Origin of the sequence: Namhaeicola litoreus (assembly GCF_042679565.1) — a bacterium.
Taxonomy (GTDB): Bacteria; Bacteroidota; Bacteroidia; order Flavobacteriales; family Flavobacteriaceae; genus Namhaeicola; species Namhaeicola litoreus.
Genome location: NZ_JBHTMY010000003.1, coordinates 520,082 through 537,082, shown reverse-complemented (window position 1 = coordinate 537,082; position 17,001 = coordinate 520,082). Strand labels below are relative to the sequence as shown.

The 17,001-nt window shown below is 34.7% G+C and carries 12 protein-coding genes; 1 reads left to right on the top strand and 11 read right to left on the bottom strand.

The features are described 5' to 3' along the window. The first annotated feature begins 32 nt into the window (after positions 1–32). A complete protein-coding gene (gene ppgK / locus ACFQ39_RS09675) occupies positions 33–773 on the top strand; it encodes a polyphosphate--glucose phosphotransferase (RefSeq protein WP_377178486.1) in 741 nt (246 codons plus the stop codon). Between the two features lie 6 nt (positions 774–779). Here the strand turns inward: ppgK and ACFQ39_RS09670 are convergent, their stop codons facing one another. From ACFQ39_RS09670 to ACFQ39_RS09620, 11 genes are all read right to left on the bottom strand, one after another. After that, positions 780–1,106, bottom strand: a complete 327-nt coding sequence (locus tag ACFQ39_RS09670) for a hypothetical protein (RefSeq protein ID WP_377178484.1) — start codon at positions 1,104–1,106, stop codon at positions 780–782. A 2-nt stretch (positions 1,107–1,108) separates the two neighbouring features. Next, positions 1,109–2,086: a deoxyhypusine synthase family protein gene (locus ACFQ39_RS09665; RefSeq protein WP_377178482.1), complete on the bottom strand. Its 978-nt coding sequence runs from the start codon at positions 2,084–2,086 to the stop codon at positions 1,109–1,111. Between the two features lie 39 nt (positions 2,087–2,125). Next, on the bottom strand, positions 2,126–3,532 hold the full coding sequence (locus ACFQ39_RS09660) for an arginine decarboxylase (RefSeq protein WP_377178480.1): 1,407 nt from the start codon (positions 3,530–3,532) through the stop codon (positions 2,126–2,128). A gap of 165 nt (positions 3,533–3,697) precedes the next feature. Beyond that, complete coding sequence (locus ACFQ39_RS09655; protein WP_377178478.1) at positions 3,698–4,561, bottom strand: hydroxymethylglutaryl-CoA lyase; 864 nt, start codon at positions 4,559–4,561, stop codon at positions 3,698–3,700. Positions 4,562–4,688: 127 nt separating this feature from the next. Beyond that, positions 4,689–5,684 carry a type I glyceraldehyde-3-phosphate dehydrogenase gene (gene gap / locus ACFQ39_RS09650; RefSeq protein WP_377178476.1) on the bottom strand — a complete coding sequence of 332 codons (996 nt, stop codon included), beginning with the start codon at positions 5,682–5,684 and terminating at the stop codon, positions 4,689–4,691. 21 nt (positions 5,685–5,705) lie between these two features. Further along, complete coding sequence (pfkA, locus tag ACFQ39_RS09645) at positions 5,706–6,692, bottom strand: 6-phosphofructokinase (protein ID WP_377178474.1); 987 nt, start codon at positions 6,690–6,692, stop codon at positions 5,706–5,708. A 136-nt stretch (positions 6,693–6,828) separates the two neighbouring features. Continuing rightward, positions 6,829–7,701: an SMP-30/gluconolactonase/LRE family protein gene (locus ACFQ39_RS09640; protein WP_377178472.1), complete on the bottom strand. Its 873-nt coding sequence runs from the start codon at positions 7,699–7,701 to the stop codon at positions 6,829–6,831. After that, a complete protein-coding gene (locus ACFQ39_RS09635; protein ID WP_377178470.1) occupies positions 7,698–9,746 on the bottom strand; it encodes a beta-N-acetylhexosaminidase in 2,049 nt (682 codons plus the stop codon). Before ACFQ39_RS09635 ends, ACFQ39_RS09640 begins: the two co-directional genes overlap by 4 nt. 60 nt (positions 9,747–9,806) lie before the next feature. Next, on the bottom strand, positions 9,807–11,717 hold the full coding sequence (gene nagB / locus ACFQ39_RS09630; protein ID WP_377178468.1) for a glucosamine-6-phosphate deaminase: 1,911 nt from the start codon (positions 11,715–11,717) through the stop codon (positions 9,807–9,809). A gap of 233 nt (positions 11,718–11,950) precedes the next feature. Next, entirely contained in the window at positions 11,951–13,483 is a 1,533-nt protein-coding gene (locus ACFQ39_RS09625; protein WP_377178467.1) for a SusD/RagB family nutrient-binding outer membrane lipoprotein, read from the bottom strand. 12 nt (positions 13,484–13,495) lie between these two features. Next, complete coding sequence (locus ACFQ39_RS09620) at positions 13,496–16,660, bottom strand: SusC/RagA family TonB-linked outer membrane protein (protein WP_377178465.1); 3,165 nt, start codon at positions 16,658–16,660, stop codon at positions 13,496–13,498. Between the last annotated feature and the right edge of the window lie 341 nt (positions 16,661–17,001).

Sequence of the window (17,001 nt, the reverse complement as noted above, 5' to 3'; positions counted from 1 at the left end):
AATCTATTAACTTTAGACTCAAATAAGCATACATGATTACATTAGGAATTGATATTGGTGGCACAGGTATTAAAGGAGCTCCAGTTGATTTAGCGACAGGAGAATTAACACAAGAAAGATTTAGAATAGAAACACCTAGACCTGCAACTCCTGAGAAAATCGCAGAAAAGATACATGAAATCGCACAACATTTTAATTGGACCGGGTCTGTGGGCTGTGGCTTCCCTACTCCATTTTATCATGGTAAATGTTTATCCGGCGGAAATTTACACCCTGATTGGACCAATGTTCATGTTGAAAAATTATTTGAAAAAGCAACCGGACTCGATGTTCATGTAATTAACGATGCTGATGCAGCCGGCCTTGCCGAAATGAATTTTGGTGTTGGAGTAGGTAAGAAAGGTTTAGTGGCAGTTATTACTTTAGGTACAGGGATTGGATCTGGATTATTTTTTAATGGAGAATTAATCCCAAATACTGAACTAGGTCATTTGGTATATAAAAATAAACCTTTTGAAAAATATGCGGCAGATTCTATTCGAAAAAAGAAATCCTTGAGCTATAAAAAATGGGGAAATAGACTAAATAAGTATTTTCAAAGGGTAGAGTTAATACTTTCTCCAGACTTGATCATTGTAGGTGGCGGAGCTAGTAAGTATTTTGATAAATATCAACGGAAAATAAAAATAAATGCCCCAATCATTCCGGCTGAAAATAAAAATGAAGCAGGGATCATTGGAGCAGCTTTGGCGAGTAAACTCGCCAAAAATTAGTAGATTTTATTCGTCGTCATCACTATCATCCTCTGTATCAGGATCTAAATATTCTTCTTCTAAACTTTCTTTAACATCATCTTTCAGAACACCGTCATCATCATAATCATCATCATCATAAATAATTTTTTCGGCTGCCGTCTGACTCATCTTTATCAATAAAATCTTCTCGTCGGTTTCAAAAATAAGCGCACTTACATTAATCCCATCTTTGTCATAAAAATTAATCAATTCATGACTAAAACCTTCAGGATACTGCAGTTTTAAAAGATTTTTTATATCGTTACTCAGTTTGTCGTAAGACGTGAATACTCTTGGTTTTTGTGAACTCATAATTACCAATTTAACAAATATGCAAAAATTAATGGTGCAACAATCGTTGCATCGGATTCTACGATATATTTTGGAGTGTTTATATCTAATTTACCCCATGTTATCTTTTCGTTAGGTACGGCACCAGAATAGGATCCATAACTTGTTGTTGAATCACTGATCTGACAGAAATAACTCCAAAATGGAGTGTCTTCTCTTTCCATATCCTGATACAACATAGGCACAACACAGATAGGAAAATCACCAGCGATACCTCCACCTATTTGAAAAAATCCAATCCCCTTATCTTCAGCTTGTTCTGTATACCAGTCAGCTAAAAAGGTCATATATTCAATGCCCGATTTCATCGTACTCGGGTTTAATTCACCTTTTAAACAATAGGAAGCAAAAATATTTCCCATAGTCGAGTCTTCCCAACCTGGAACTACCATTGGTAAATTCTTTTTGGCAGCAGCCAGCATCCAACTGTTTTTCGGATCTATTTCATAATACTCTTCTAAGACACCTGATAAAAGCATTTTATACATAAATTCATGCGGAAAAAATCTTTCTCCATTTTCTTCAGCATCTTTCCATATCTTAAAAATATGCTTCTGAAGTCTTCTAAAAGCCTCCTCTTCAGGGATACAAGTATCTGTTACCCGATTCAATCCTTTTTCTAACAAATCCCATTCGTCCTGAGGTGTTAAATCTCTGTAATTAGGCACTCTTTTGTAATGGCTATGGGATACTAAATTCATGATATCCTCTTCCAAATTAGCCCCGGTACATGAAATAATTTGCACCTTATCTTGTCTGATAATCTCAGCTAATGAAATGCCTAACTCTGCCGTACTCATTGCTCCTGCTAAAGAAATCAACATTTTTTTCCCCTCAGCAAGGTGTTTTTCATATCCTTTTGCTGCATCTACCAATGCCGCAGCATTAAAATGTTTATAATGCTTAAGTATATACTCGCTAACCGGACCTTTATTTTGCATGGTTATAATTTTTAATTTTCATTTGATCAAGCTCCAAAATTACTTGTTATAACCAAGAATTTTGAACATTTCTTCGAACGATTGCTCATTTCTATACACATAATCTATGATATTTCCCTTTTCATCTCGATCTATGATTACGTGTTTTGGTGAAGGTATTAAACAATGCTTAATGCCCCCATAACCGGATATTGCATCTTGATAAGCTCCTGTATGAAAAAATCCGAGATAAAGTGGTTCTTCTTCATCATCATTCATATTGGGTAACAAAACCTCCTGGTTTAAATCTTCTGAATTATAATAATCAGAATGGTCGCAACTTATTCCGCCAATATTGACTCGTTTGTATTCGTTTTCCCATTTATTTACAGGCAATAAAATAAATTTTTCGTGAATAGACCAAGAATCTGGAATAGTATTCATCAAACTGTTATCTATCAAATACCAAATTTCAGCATCGTTCTGATCTTTCTTTTCCAGTACCTTAAAAATAATGGCGCCGCTCTCTCCAACTGTATATTTGCCGAACTCTGTATAAATATCAGGCTCAGGAACATTATCATTTTCGCAAGCCGATTTTATGTTTTTTATGATTTCATTTATAATACCTTCATAATCGTACTCAAATCCCAAATTATTTCGAATTGGGAAGCCTCCGCCTAAATTGAACGAATCTAAAGAATCACATTCCTTTTTAAGATCAATATAAATTTTTAATGCTTTTTTGAATTCTCCCCAATAATACAAACTGTCCTTAATACCGGAATCCACAAAAAAATGCAACATTTTAAACTCGACCATTGGATTATCCTTGATCTTCTCATTAAAAAAATCGATTAACTCATTTGATCTAATACCTAATCGTGAAGTGTAATAAGATGATTGTGGCTCCTCATTTATCGCCATGCGCATCCCAATTTTTATTTTATTGTTTCCTGCAGCGTTCATCAATCTTTCGAGCTCAGTTTTACTATCTAAAACCACGACTATATTGGTAAAGCCCATCTCTTGCAGCGCCACAATTTTCTTGAGGTAATCGATAGTTTTATATCCGTTACATATAACTGTTCGCTTTTTATCTATTTTTTTATCCTTCAACAAGTTGATAATTAAGTCTATATCAAAAGAAGAAGAGGTCTCTAAATGTACATTGTGTTTTAGTGCCTCGCTAACTACATGCGAAAAGTGGTTGCATTTTGTACAATAGCAATAATGATATTTACCCTTATAATTATTCTTTTTAATAGCACGGTTAAAAAGATTTCTAGCTTTTTTAATCTGATCGCCAATTTTTGGCAAATAAATAAACCTAAAGGGTGTTCCGTATTTGTCAATAAGGTGTTTCAAAGAAATCCCGTGAAAAGTAAGATTTCCATTTTTCAAATCAAATCCCTCTTGAGGAAAATAATAGCTTTGATCAATTAAATCAAAATAGGTGTTTTTCATTTAAGAATAGATAAAGGTATTGAGGTAAAAATAAAAGTGCAATATTAATCTTTTTTAAAAAACCATCAAACAATTTTAGACATCGATATTTTTTGTCTTTACTAAAATAATCATTCTATTATTAGGATAGGAAAATAACCTCTAATTTCTGCATGAATTATGATTTTAAATTCCTTTAAATATTTTTAAAGCTTCATTATACGCCGACTCAAATCTCAAAAGATTAAGGCTTATGTCTATTTTTTTTGCGGAAAAATACGTTATCAATTTTTCCGTTGGCATATTTCCTGTCAATTCATCCTTTGCCATTGGGCAGCCTCCAAAGCCCAAAATTGCACCATCAAACCTGTAACACCCTGCGCCAAAAGCAGCGTCAACTTTTGCAAACCAATTTCTTGGATGTGTATGCAAATGTGCTCCAAATTCAATTTCAGGATACAACGGAATCAAATTACAAAAAAGCTCAGAAATTGTGATCTCATCAGCCATGCCAACTGTATCTGACAAGGACAAAATTTTTACACCTAAATCTGATAACCTTTTTACCCAGTTAGAAACAATCTCGACACTCCAAGGATCTCCATAGGGATTACCAAAACCCATCGATAAATAAGCTACTAATTCTTTATTGTGGTTCTTACAGATTGTGAGTAAATCAGTTAAAAGTGAGACAGATTCTTCAATAGTTTTACCTGTATTCCTCATTTGAAAGATTTCAGAGATGGAAAATGGATAGCCTATATAACGAATCTCACTAAATTTACAAGCCTCTTCTGCTCCTCTTAAATTAGCAACAATTGCTAATAGTTTAGTTCTAGAATTTTTTACGTCCAATTCACTCAGGACTTCCGCCGAATCTCTCATTTGGGGGATTGCTTTTGGCGATACGAAGCTTCCAAAGTCTAGTGTATCAAAACCTACTTTGAGCAAAGCATTGATATAGGTAATCTTATCCTCTGTAGGAATAAATCTTTCCGTAATGCCTTGCATGGCATCTCTCGGACACTCTATAATCTTTACTTTTTTCATGAAATTCAAAGATACAAAATAGCAAATCGTTTTAAAGTATTTCTAATTTGACAAAAAAATAATTTCATTCTATTGTACAAAAAAACCCGCAATAAAAATTGCGGGTTTTTAAATTTGGTTTAACTTCTTACAATGTTGCAGCGTGTGCAATCAAATCAAGAATCTTAGTTGAGTAACCGTACTCATTATCATACCAAGAAACTACTTTTACAAACTTATCTGTCAAGGCAATACCCGCACCTGCATCAAAAACAGATGTACAAGATTCACCAACAAAATCCTGAGAGACAACAGATTCTTCTGTATATCCTAAAATTCCTTTTAATTCTCCCTCAGAGGCTGCTTTCATTGTTTTGCAAATATCTTCGTATGTTGCACTTTTTGAAAGATTTACTGTTAAATCAACTACTGACACATCCATCACCGGAACTCTGAATGACATACCTGTTAATTTTCCATTTAATGACGGAATTACTTTTCCGACAGCTTTGGCAGCTCCAGTTGAAGATGGAATGATATTATGTAAAGCTGCACGTCCACCTCTCCAGTCTTTCATAGAAGGTCCATCAACTGTTTTTTGAGTAGCCGTTGTTGCGTGAATTGTTGTCATTAATCCATCAGTAATGCCATAAGCATCATTCAATACTTTGGCAATTGGCGCCAAACAGTTGGTTGTGCACGATGCATTAGAGAAAATTGTATCAGAAGCTTTTAATTCTTTATGATTAACTCCCATTACGAACATTGGAGCATCCGCTGAAGGAGCTGAGATCACCACTTTTTTTGCACCACCTTGTATGTGTAAATCTGCTTTTTCTTTAGTTGTAAACAAACCAGTTGATTCGATAACATATTCTGCCCCAACTTCATTCCATTTTAAATCAGCTGGGTTTCTTTCTGCAGTAATTCTGATTACCTCTCCATTTACGACCAACTTTCCATTTTTAACTTCTACTTCACCATCAAATTGACCATGTACAGAGTCATATTTTAGCATATATGCCAAATAATCTACATCTAATAAATCATTGATGGCAACTACTTGAATATCTTTTCTTTGAGTAGCAATTCTAAATGCTAATCTACCTATTCGACCAAATCCGTTAATACCTACTTTAATCATTTCGTTTAATTTTAGTTGTTATTACACTGACATTATATCAGAAATTCTTAATATTTCTTTGTTTATTGCGTGGTGCTCTTTTACGGCCAATTCGAGATCTACAGCCACCATTTCATTATTCACAGAGCCAACCATTAGATTAGTTTTGCCATCTAATAAAAGTTCTACTGCTTTTACACCCATTCTACTTGCCAAAACTCTATCAAAACAGCTAGGCGAACCACCTCTTTGCATATGGCCCATAATAGATACTCTCACCTCATATTCAGGAAGATTTTTCTCTATAAATTGAGCTATTTCAAATACATTTTTACCCGTTTTATCACCTTCTGCCACTACTACAATACTCGACGATTTTCCAGACCTTCTACTTTTCTGCAGAGAATCTAACAATCGATCCAAACCTAAATCTTCTTCGGGAATAAGTATTTCTTCAGCTCCAGCTCCTATTCCAGCATGAAGTGCAATAAAGCCAGAGTCACGACCCATAACTTCCACAAAAAATAATCGATTGTGCGAACTTGCTGTATCTCTAATTTTATCAATTACATCTACAACTGTATTTAAAGCAGTATCGTAACCAATAGTATAATCTGTGCCGAATATATCGTTGTCTATTGTTCCTGGAATTCCAATGACAGGAAAGTTAAATTCTTTATTAAAAACCATTCCTCCTGTAAACGAGCCATCTCCACCAATGACTACCAAGGCATGAATATCAGAAGCAATTAAATTATTATATGCTTTTTCACGCCCTTCTTTTTCCATAAAATCTTTCGATCTTGCAGATTTTAAGATCGTTCCTCCTTTATTGATTATATTGTGCACACTTCTGGCGTTCATACTTATAAAATCTGCTTCTATAAGCCCCTGATAACCCCTATAAATACCAACACAATCTATTTTGTAGTATGCACAAGATCTTACTACTGATCTTATGGCTGCATTCATACCGGGAGAATCTCCTCCGGATGTCATTACAGCTACTCTTGTGATTCTTTTTCTCATATTTTATTTTAAGCCAAACAAAAATAGAAAAAATAAGTGTAAAAAAGACTCGACATTTTAGTTTTAACCGAAATCGTTTGAGATTACAATTTGGAATATTTTCTTACAAACCCCCTTATAGAATAGGGGTTATGAATTATTCTCTATCAGAAAACAAGGCTTTGAACTGCTCAATACATCCCCTATCTGCCAAAGTAACAAAACATTGATCATTGTTCTCACCACCAAAAGTAATGTTTGTCGGGTTTTTCCCTATTAGCATAATTGTTTTTAGTAATTTGCCTTTTGGAGATAAAATGACAACCTTTCCAGCACCATATCTACAAACATATAAATTTCCATTTGCGTCAGTGCGCATGCCGTCTAATCCAAAATCATCAAAGTTGTAGAACAATTTTTTATTGGAAATTTCACCGGTTAAACTGAGATCATATACCCAAATTTTTCTTTGGATGGATTCATTTACATATAGCTTACTACCGTCAGGACTTACTTCTATGCCATTTGTAGTTCCCATCTCCCTTTCCAATAATACAAAGTTTCCCTGTTCGACCCGCCATAAGTTTCCCGTATTATTTTGCCAATTCGGATCACTGGCAAAAATTTGACTATTTGGGCTAATGGCCAGATCATTTGGTTGATTTGCGGCTGACTCATGGGCAAATACCTCAATATTAGTTGAATTTATTGAAACTTTTAGAATGTTATGCCCGACATAATCCGCGATAAACATGTCTCCCTTTTTATCAAATCTGATTCCATTTCCAATACTTCCTTGAGGTAGTTTTATGAATAATTCAACATTCCCCTTCGGATCGACTTTCCCAATTGTTCCTTCCTCACCAAAATTTACCGCGTAAATATTGCCGTATTTATCAGTGGCCGGCCCTTCAATACCCGACGTAAACATTTCTTCTTCGGTAAAGTCTGATGTTTGAGCTATTAAATTAGCAACAATGTTTAACACAAAAAATAAGCAGAAATAATATTTGAGATAAAGAGGTTTCATGGTTTTATTGTTCTTAAATAATTAGCTAAATCTAATGTTGATTTTTTTAGTGCAAATTCTACATCTAAATTTTGTAATGGATCCTCCTTTTGATTTAATAAAACAGTGAGTTGATCAAATTGATTTTCAGACATTTTCTTATTCTCCAGCGCATCTATCATCAATTTAGAAATTCCTTCAATTCTTGCGGTATAAGGAATAATCCTTTCAATGAGTGGAGCTTGAGTTGCTATACTTTTTAGCTCATCATTCAATTTTCCCCAATTATTAAAATTTGATATCAATTCTTTTCCTGAGGTTTCATTCTCTGTAGATATATACTCTTTTACCAATTTGTTAAATTTTCTTTTTAACAGGGCATCTGCCGTGCAGGCATCAGCAAATAATGTCAACGGAGAAAACATCTTATACTCTGTTCCACCTACGTTTCTAGAATAAACCTTAAAGGGTTCACTGATTTTAGAAAGCTCATCCAATGCCCTAATATCCTGAAAATTAGAAATATTTCTCAAAATCACATCTTTATTTCTTTTATGTTGAATGCCAATTTGTTCAAGGTCATTACTAATTTTCTCATATCTCTCAAACATAAAATCTAAATCGTTTATCTCTTTGGGCGACCATAATCTTTCAGCAATAGCTGCAGTTCTTGGCCATATTCTCGAATCTATTGTCAATGGAGTTACTAATTCTGACCACATGGTTGCTTCACCACCTAGAACTCTGGCCTCTTCCTCTTTTGATAATTGTTCATCAGGCATTGGATCTACAAGGTAATGACTTTCCACAGACAACATTAAATCAATATAATAACCATTCGACAAGATAGTTTCATGGCCATTCTTTACAGCATCTACTAATGATTGCTTAGGTTTTAATCCTTCGTTTTCACCTCTCCAAGCATGAATTACAGCAGATTTAGACATCTTGGGAGTCATGATCTCTTCCCAACCTACCAATTTCTTATTGTATTTTGAAAGTATTTTTTCAAGTCGTAAATTAAAATAGGTCTGCAGATCATGATTGCTTTTTAAGTTATTCTCTTTTTTGAATTGAGTTATTTTTTCGTTTTCATCCCAATGCACACCAGCATTTTCATCTCCACCAATATGAACATAGGAATCCGGAAATAAAGGAGTAATTTCTTTAAATAGTTGATCTAAAAACTGATAAACCCTTTCATTGGTTGGATCTAATGTTGGGTCAAATATTCCTGCATTACGCTCTAAACTGTAGATCGTATCCTTACTTCCCAATTCGGGATAAGCTGTTAAAATTGCGGTGGCATGAGGTGGTACATCAAACTCCGGAACGACTCTAATACCACGCGTTGCTGCATACGCTACGATTTCCTTGATTTGTTCCTGAGTATAATAATCGCCATCAGAACCTTTTTCATGCAATTTTGGTAGGCTTTTCACTTCAACCCTAAATCCTTGATCATCTGATAAATGCCAATGAAATACATTCATTTTCACAAAAGACATGGCATCTAAATTTCGTTTGATTACCTCAACTGGCATAAAATGTCTTGATACATCTATCATTAAACCCCTCCAAACAAACCTAGGTTTATCGTTAATTTTAACACAAGGAAAGACATAAGACCCATTTTGAACGGCAACTAGTTGAAAAAGCGTTTGTAAACCATGAATTGCTCCTAGATCAGTATTGGCATTTAAAACAATTTGATCTTGTCCAACTTCTAAGAAATATGATTCATCCTCTCTCAACTCATTTAACCCAGGTCTGTTGATTCTGATCAAAAGCTTCGGATTCTCAATCTGAATATTTGGTTCAACAAAACCTTGATCAATAAAAACACCCGTTTTATTGGAAATATTTCTAATAAAATTTGTTGCATTTCTGTAAATCCTTTTATCAGGATTACCTTTTACCTGAACCGTAAATGTCTGATCAATCTTGAAATGCCCTTTTACTACCGAAATCTGTTCTGGGTAAGGCATTAGTTGAATGTTTTGACTCAAACCTTTAGCAATTGAGAAAACAAATAAACCAACGAGAAATAAAAATGAATTTTTCATAGAATTATAAAAAGGTGGTTAAGAACCATTTCTCAACCACCTTTTCTTATTTACTATCAATTAAAAATGATACCTTTTAAACGCTTCCAAAGCCTCGTAATCGGCTAGACCAAGCGCATGATACTTTTGTGCAGTGGCTTTATTTCTATCTTCAGCTCGCATCCAAAATTCTCGTGAGTCATCTCCCTGAAACATCACTCCATCTTTCTGAGATTGATGATAAAAGATAGCCTGACGCTTTTTCAAAACTTGATCAGGACTCATTGGAACTGCCATTTCTATTTCATGAATTTCCCATTCATGCCAAGCCCCACGGTATAACCATACCCAACAATCATCCATATACTTTTTTTCTTTTAATTCACCCAACGCACCAAAAAGGGCATCAAGACAAACTTTATGTGTTCCATGTGGATCTGCTAAATCTCCGGCAGCATAAATTTGATGTGGCTTTACTTCTTCGATCAGATTTTTCATAATATCAATATCTACAGAGCTCAGTTTGTTCTTTTTCACTCTTCCAGTTTCGTAAAAAGGCAGATTTAAAAAATGCACTTGATGATCCGGAACAGACAAATATCTGGTTGCCGCCAGACATTCCTTTTGTCGAATAAAACCTTTTAACATTCTTACCTCAATGTTATCAATATCAAATTCCTTTTTGTTATGAATGCCATCCACTATCCTATTAAAGTGCTCACTTTGAGGATTCATGGCAAGTCCAACCTCAGCAAATTTCATTGCCTCTTTATCAGAAACTGCAATATTCCCGGAAGTTTGATAAGCCACATGAACTTCATGCCCCTGCTCCACCAAACGATCAAAAGTACCACCCATCGAGATAACATCGTCATCCGGATGTGGACTAAAAATGATTACTCTCTTTCTAGCCGGACCTTTTCTTTCGGGTCTATTTGTATCATCAGCATTTGGCTTACCTCCTGGCCAACCCGTAATGGTATGTTGCAATTGATTAAACAAGGAAATATTTAAATTGTAAGCCGAGCCGTGTTCAACTAATAAATTAGCCATTCCGTTGTTGTTGTAATCTGAATCTGTCAATTTTAAAATTGACTTTTTAACCAAACCACTTAACCAAACAGCTGCCTTCAAAGTCAATTCATTTGTCCAATCGCATGATTTCACTAGCCAAGGTGTTTTAATTCTGGTTAGTTCTTCTGAAGCACCTTCATCTAAGACAAAAGTTACGTTATCGTGATGTTGCAAATAAGAGGAAGGAATTTCTGATGTCACTTCACCTTCTATGGCTTTCTGTACTACAGCGGCTTTATTAATACCCCAAGCCAAAAGAACTATTCTTTTTGCCCTTCTAATGGTACTTATCCCCATGGTAATTGCTACTTTAGGCACATTATCTATTCCTAAAAAAGCAGGAGCAGCATCAATTCTTGTAATATGATCTAGCGTAATATTTCTGGTGCCCGAATTAAAATGAGAACCAGGTTCATTAAATCCAATATGTCCTGTTCTACCAATACCTAACAATTGAAAATCTAATCCCCCAGCTTCTTTGATTTTCATTTCATAATCAATGCAAAACTGATAAATTTCATTTGATGGAATTTCACCATTAGGAATATTAATATTTTCTGGTAAAATATCTATATGATTAAAAAGGTGCTCATGCATAAAATACCAATAACTTTGCGTATTAGTTTTTTGCATCGGATAATATTCGTCTAGATTGAAAGTTACCACATTTTTAAAGCTTAAGCCCTCTTCTTTATGCATTCTAACTAATTCTTCATAAACCTTTATCGGAGAAGAACCAGTTGCTAAGCCAAGCACACATTTTTCACCAAGTTTTTCCTTTTTTTTAATAAGGTTTGCAATTTCTTGCGCCACAATAACAGAGGCCTTGTTCGAATCTTTAAAAATTACGTTGTGTATCTTTTCAAAACGTGTTTCTTCAAATTTTCCTGCCTGTTCGTGATTAATACTAATTTCCATTTTGTTGTTATTATTGTTGTTTAAAAGAATTTTTACTAACCAGTTTCTACCAATCTTCCAATAAAAATTTCGTTCAATTGGTTAAACTTAATAAGAATTAGAGATTCTGTGTAATAAAATCGACATACAACGCAAAAGGAACAATTAATAGCGTTAAATGTCTGACTTGTTAATCTATTTAAAATGAAAAAAAAGCTGTTTTAAATAAAACAGCTTTTTCATAAAAACAATTACTAATTAACATCCCACCAAATCCGGGTGGTAAGTTGATCTCCTTGCCTGTCTATTGCTTCTTGCAAATTATCAGGATTATTTGCCCGCTCTGTCGCAGGGTAGGTAAATCTTCTTGGTATTCCTCCGTCAGTTTCACTCCAATTAAATTCTTGTGGTACTAATTCAGGATATCCAGATCTCTTCCAATTAGCCCAAGTTTCTAATCCATTTGGAAAAGAAGCAACCCAGTATTGTTCGTTTATCATTTTCAAAGCTTCATTTGCATTGAAAGGATTTTCTTCCAAATATGCATCTATCTGTGCTTGCGTAATGGTAGCCTCTCCAGCCTGAGTTAAAGCTGCAGCTTCATATAGCTTTAGATATGTCATTGCTGAAGTTACACCTTTGTTGTAGTGATCCTCGACATCTCCACCGGCAAGTCCCCAACGATAAGCAGCCTCTGCTAACATTAACTCAACCTCTGCATAAGTTTGGAAAAAGAATGGCGCATCATAGTTACCTTCACTTCTAAACCAAGACCATCCAACCAAACCACCAAATATTTTCATATTAGGTTTTGAATTTGCCGATGTTCTAGATCGATCCTCATTTGGTTGACCAACCTGTAAATCAAAATCTGTTTCACCAGCGGTGGTTGAGCTTAATACAGAAACTCTCGGATCGTTTCTTTCTTTCATAAAATCTATAAAAGTACCAGCCATTTTTACTTGGTTACCGAATCTAGAAGCAAAAGATCTTGAAATTGGGTTTACAGTTGGTCCGAAAACGCCACCATAACCAGCAGTCGATTCAAATCTCATATAAGCAATATCATCATTGCTTTCCATTACTCCAGCATCAATTGCTTTTGAAGCCCATGCTTGTGCGGCAGCAGGATCAACTTTCACCATTCTCATGGCTAAACGTAGCATTAAGGAATTTGCAAATTTTTTCCATTTCATCGTGTCTCCTCCATAAACAACATCACCCTGACCGAAAGAGTTTTCACCACCTTTAGCCAAAATATTAGATGACTCCTCTAAAATTCGAAGCATATCAGCATAAATCGATTCTTGCGTGTCATATTTTGGAAAACGAATTCCTTCGATAAACCCCTTTGCAGCTTCAGAATATGGAATATCTCCATAAGCATCAGTTAATCTACTAAAAACAAGTACTTTCCATACGTTAGCAATAGCAAGATCGGTTTCAGCGAAAGGTCCTTCTGCTTTTTCAAGATTATTTACTAAATCAACTATGCCTTTCACTGAACTCGGGAATTGCTCATCAAAAAATCTAGCATCTTGTGATCTTGTATATTCCCAAGTATAACTTGTACAATTTAATTGTTGCATAATCGGCATAACTACTCCCATGTGATAGAACAAGCTCGCCACATAACTAGTACCGGCCGTATACATTTGTATACCTGTAATTGCTACATTAGGAGGAAGTGCTGTTGGCTTCGTTGGGTCTACGTTCATTTCTTCGAAGCCATTATCACAAGCCGAAAATGATAAGACTATTAAGAATAAATAAATTAGTTTTTTCATTTTTAACATGTTTTAAAATTTAACATTAACTGAGAATCCAAGGCTTCTTGTAGCAGGCATACCAAATCTTTCCATACCTTGTGCATTGGTATTATTGAGCGACGATTCAGGATCGATATTATCTACCTCTCTCATTAGAAAAAATAGGTTTCTTCCGATTAGAGAAAATCTCATATCCTTCACAAAGCCTTCTTTTAAATATTTGGTTGGTAAACTATAACTTAAACTTAATTCTCTAAATTTTATAAAATCTGTATCGTATACAAACTCTTCAGCGATTCCTGTATTTTCTCCAGCTATATAGCTATAGTATGAAGACAAACTTCGAACTGGTACCGTAGTTTCAAAAGCCTCTCCGGTATCTTCATTAATTCCAGAAACAACCAATCCATTCTCTCTACCTTTTAAGGTTTCTTTGTGTTTACCACTTGCATAAGCTTGCTCGTTTGTTCCTGAAAAAACCTGACCACCAAACTTACCATCAATGAGAAAGTTCAAACTTAGATTTTTATAACTGAATGTGTTAGAGAATCCCATTGTTAATGGAGCAACACCAACACCTAAAATTTTACGATCACCGCGTACTGGCCTAGGAATTCCTTGTCCGTCGATTCTATAAAATATATTTCCGTTTTCATCTCTTTTATACGCTTCACCAGAAATAGTACCGTAATTTTCTCCTACTTCGTGAGAGATATTTGCAGTTCCATTTCTACTTAAGGCCATTGTAATCGGATTAGCTTCATCATTGGTACTTACGATTTCACTATCGTTATACGCCATATTAAAGCCTGTATTCCAGAAAAAATTATCATTCCTAATTGGATAACCTTCCAATAACAATTCAAGTCCTTTATTATTTAACTCACCAACATTTAGGAGGGCAGAAGTATATCCGGAAGTACTGGTTGCACTGGCACTTACGATATCATTTTTTGTTGTGTTGTCATAGTATGCAACATCTAAATGCAATCTATTTTCAAAAAATCTTCCATCAAATCCAATTTCAAATTCGTTTTTCTGAAGTGGAACTAAGTTAGGATTTGGAATTCGACCACCATTGATTTCACCAAATGGTTGACCTAAAAATGTTCCTAAAATAGCATAATCGAGGTTCAAAGCGTAAGGAGAAGTATCTCCCGCAACCTGAGCATAACTCGCTCTAATTTTTGCATAGTTCACAGGACCATTATTAGATGCATTGAAAATTTCGTTTAGCAACATCGAACCACTCAACGACCAGTAAAAATCGTTATTTGGTGTTGTTTTTCCTGGGAAAGACAAACTTGAAAACCATTCGTTCCTTCCTGTAAAGGTTAAAAAGAATGAATCGTCATAGTCAAATTCAAAAGAACCATAAATTGAATTGATCTTTTTTTCGTTAAAACTATTAACCGGAATAGGATTAGTTGTATTGTTTAAATCTTCTAAACCAACAATTACAAAATTATCTCCCTGTGCACTTAATTGCTCAAAAGTAGCCTTTCTAGTATTCCCACCAATGATAGAATTGGTTCCAAATTTTGAGGTGATATCCTTATCTATGCCAAGCATTACATCAGCATCAAACAAAGAATATGTAGATTTTGCCTGATACAATCTCCCTCCTTCGCGATAAGCTGTTCCCCATGGAGTTACTCTTTTAACAGAAAAGTCATAAGAATCAATACCGGCTCTACCATTTAAATACAACCAATCAGTAATGTCATATCTCAATGTAGTAGAAGCGATGATTCTGTTTTTTTCATCGTTATTATTGAACTTATCTGTGACCCAATATGGGTTTGTAAACCACACAGAGCCTAAGAAATTGTTCTCTGTTCCATCAAGGTTATAACCAGGCTTCATTACTGTTACATCTGTATTAACAGGTAACATCATGACAGAAAAGTTTGCATTTCCAGGTCCATCACCAATTCCCACACGGTTATGTACTTTTTCCAAAATATATCTCGCATTAACTGTACTTGTTAATTTAGGATTAATTTTCGCTGTAGCACTTAAAGAATAAGATTGACGATCTAAAGTACTATTTGGAAAAACATCGTTGTTGTCTAAAAATGAAGCAGACATGCGGTACGATAAATTTTCATCTCCCTTTACCAATGAAATTGTATTAATAGCTGTAGATCCGGTATTATAAAATCTATCTAGGTTATTCCCTGCATTTGTATAAGGTCTGTATACTCCATCAGAATTAATGATCATGCTTCCATCTAACTTAGATCCCCAAGATTGCAATGCTGATGCTTCTGCAGAAGAAATTAAGTTCTCTGGATCAGTTATCGCTACAACTTCTCCCTCTACATACTCAAAGTTTGGATTCAGTCCAAATCTACCCTGACCGTATTCTTTTTGAAAATCTTGTAAATCTGTGTTTACTTTTTCGAATGTTAAAGATGAAGAAAATTCTACGCCAAAACCTTTGTTTCTCTTTCCTGATTTTGTAGTAATCATAATAACACCGTTCGAAGCTTGAGATCCGTAAAGTGCCGCCGCAGAACTACCTTTTAAGACAGATACAGATTCGATATCATCCGGACTTATAGAAGAGATATCATCTCCTCCATCACCAAACTCCCCATCAAATCTACCCACTGAGGCTTTAGTTGAATTGATAATTGGTATACCATCAACAACATATAGAGGTTGGTTGTTCCCCGTTAAAGAACTCGCTCCTCTAATAATAACGCGACTAGATCCTGAAGCCCCGGTACTACTTGTAGATACATTCACACCTGCAACCCTACCTTGTAATGAATTTACGGCACTTGTTGTTTTTACCTGCGCTAGCTCATCTCCTTCCACTTCAGTTAATGAATAACCTAAGGCTTTAGCCTCACGCTTGATTCCTAAAGCAGTTACTACCACTTCATCTAAACTCTCGGCATCTTCAATCAAAACAATATCGATTGAAGCACCATCTACTACCCTTTCTATGTCGGCAAAACCTACGTAAGAAAAAACCAAAACATCTCCTGAATTTGCATTAACTTTAAAAGTTCCGTCAAAATCAGTTACTGTTCCTGTTGCTGTGCCTTTTACCAAAACATTTACGCCTGGCAGAGGTTCTCCGTAAGAATCTTTAACACTACCACCAACCAAAATTTGCTGAGCACTTAAGGTACACAGGGTTGACAGAGCGACTAAAAAGGTCAAGAATAACTTTTTTCCCATAATTGAATAATTTTATTTAATACTTATTTTAAGTCAGTATTGCGCTAAAGTATATAAAAAAGAACAAAAACATGCTTTTTTATGCGTTTTTTTGCATTTATAAAATATTTTTTTGTTAGAGATTAGCTTATATAATTGTATTTCAACACTTTAAATATAATAATATTTGCGTATATTAAGATTGACATAAAGCCTAGTTACATGGAAATTTAACCATTTTACGATATAAACACCATTTTTTCAATCAATTATATACGTGAATGAATGAAAATAAAGTCTATTTTGAAAAAATACACATATATACACGCAAATTATTTCACAAAAAGTCTTGATTTTTAAAA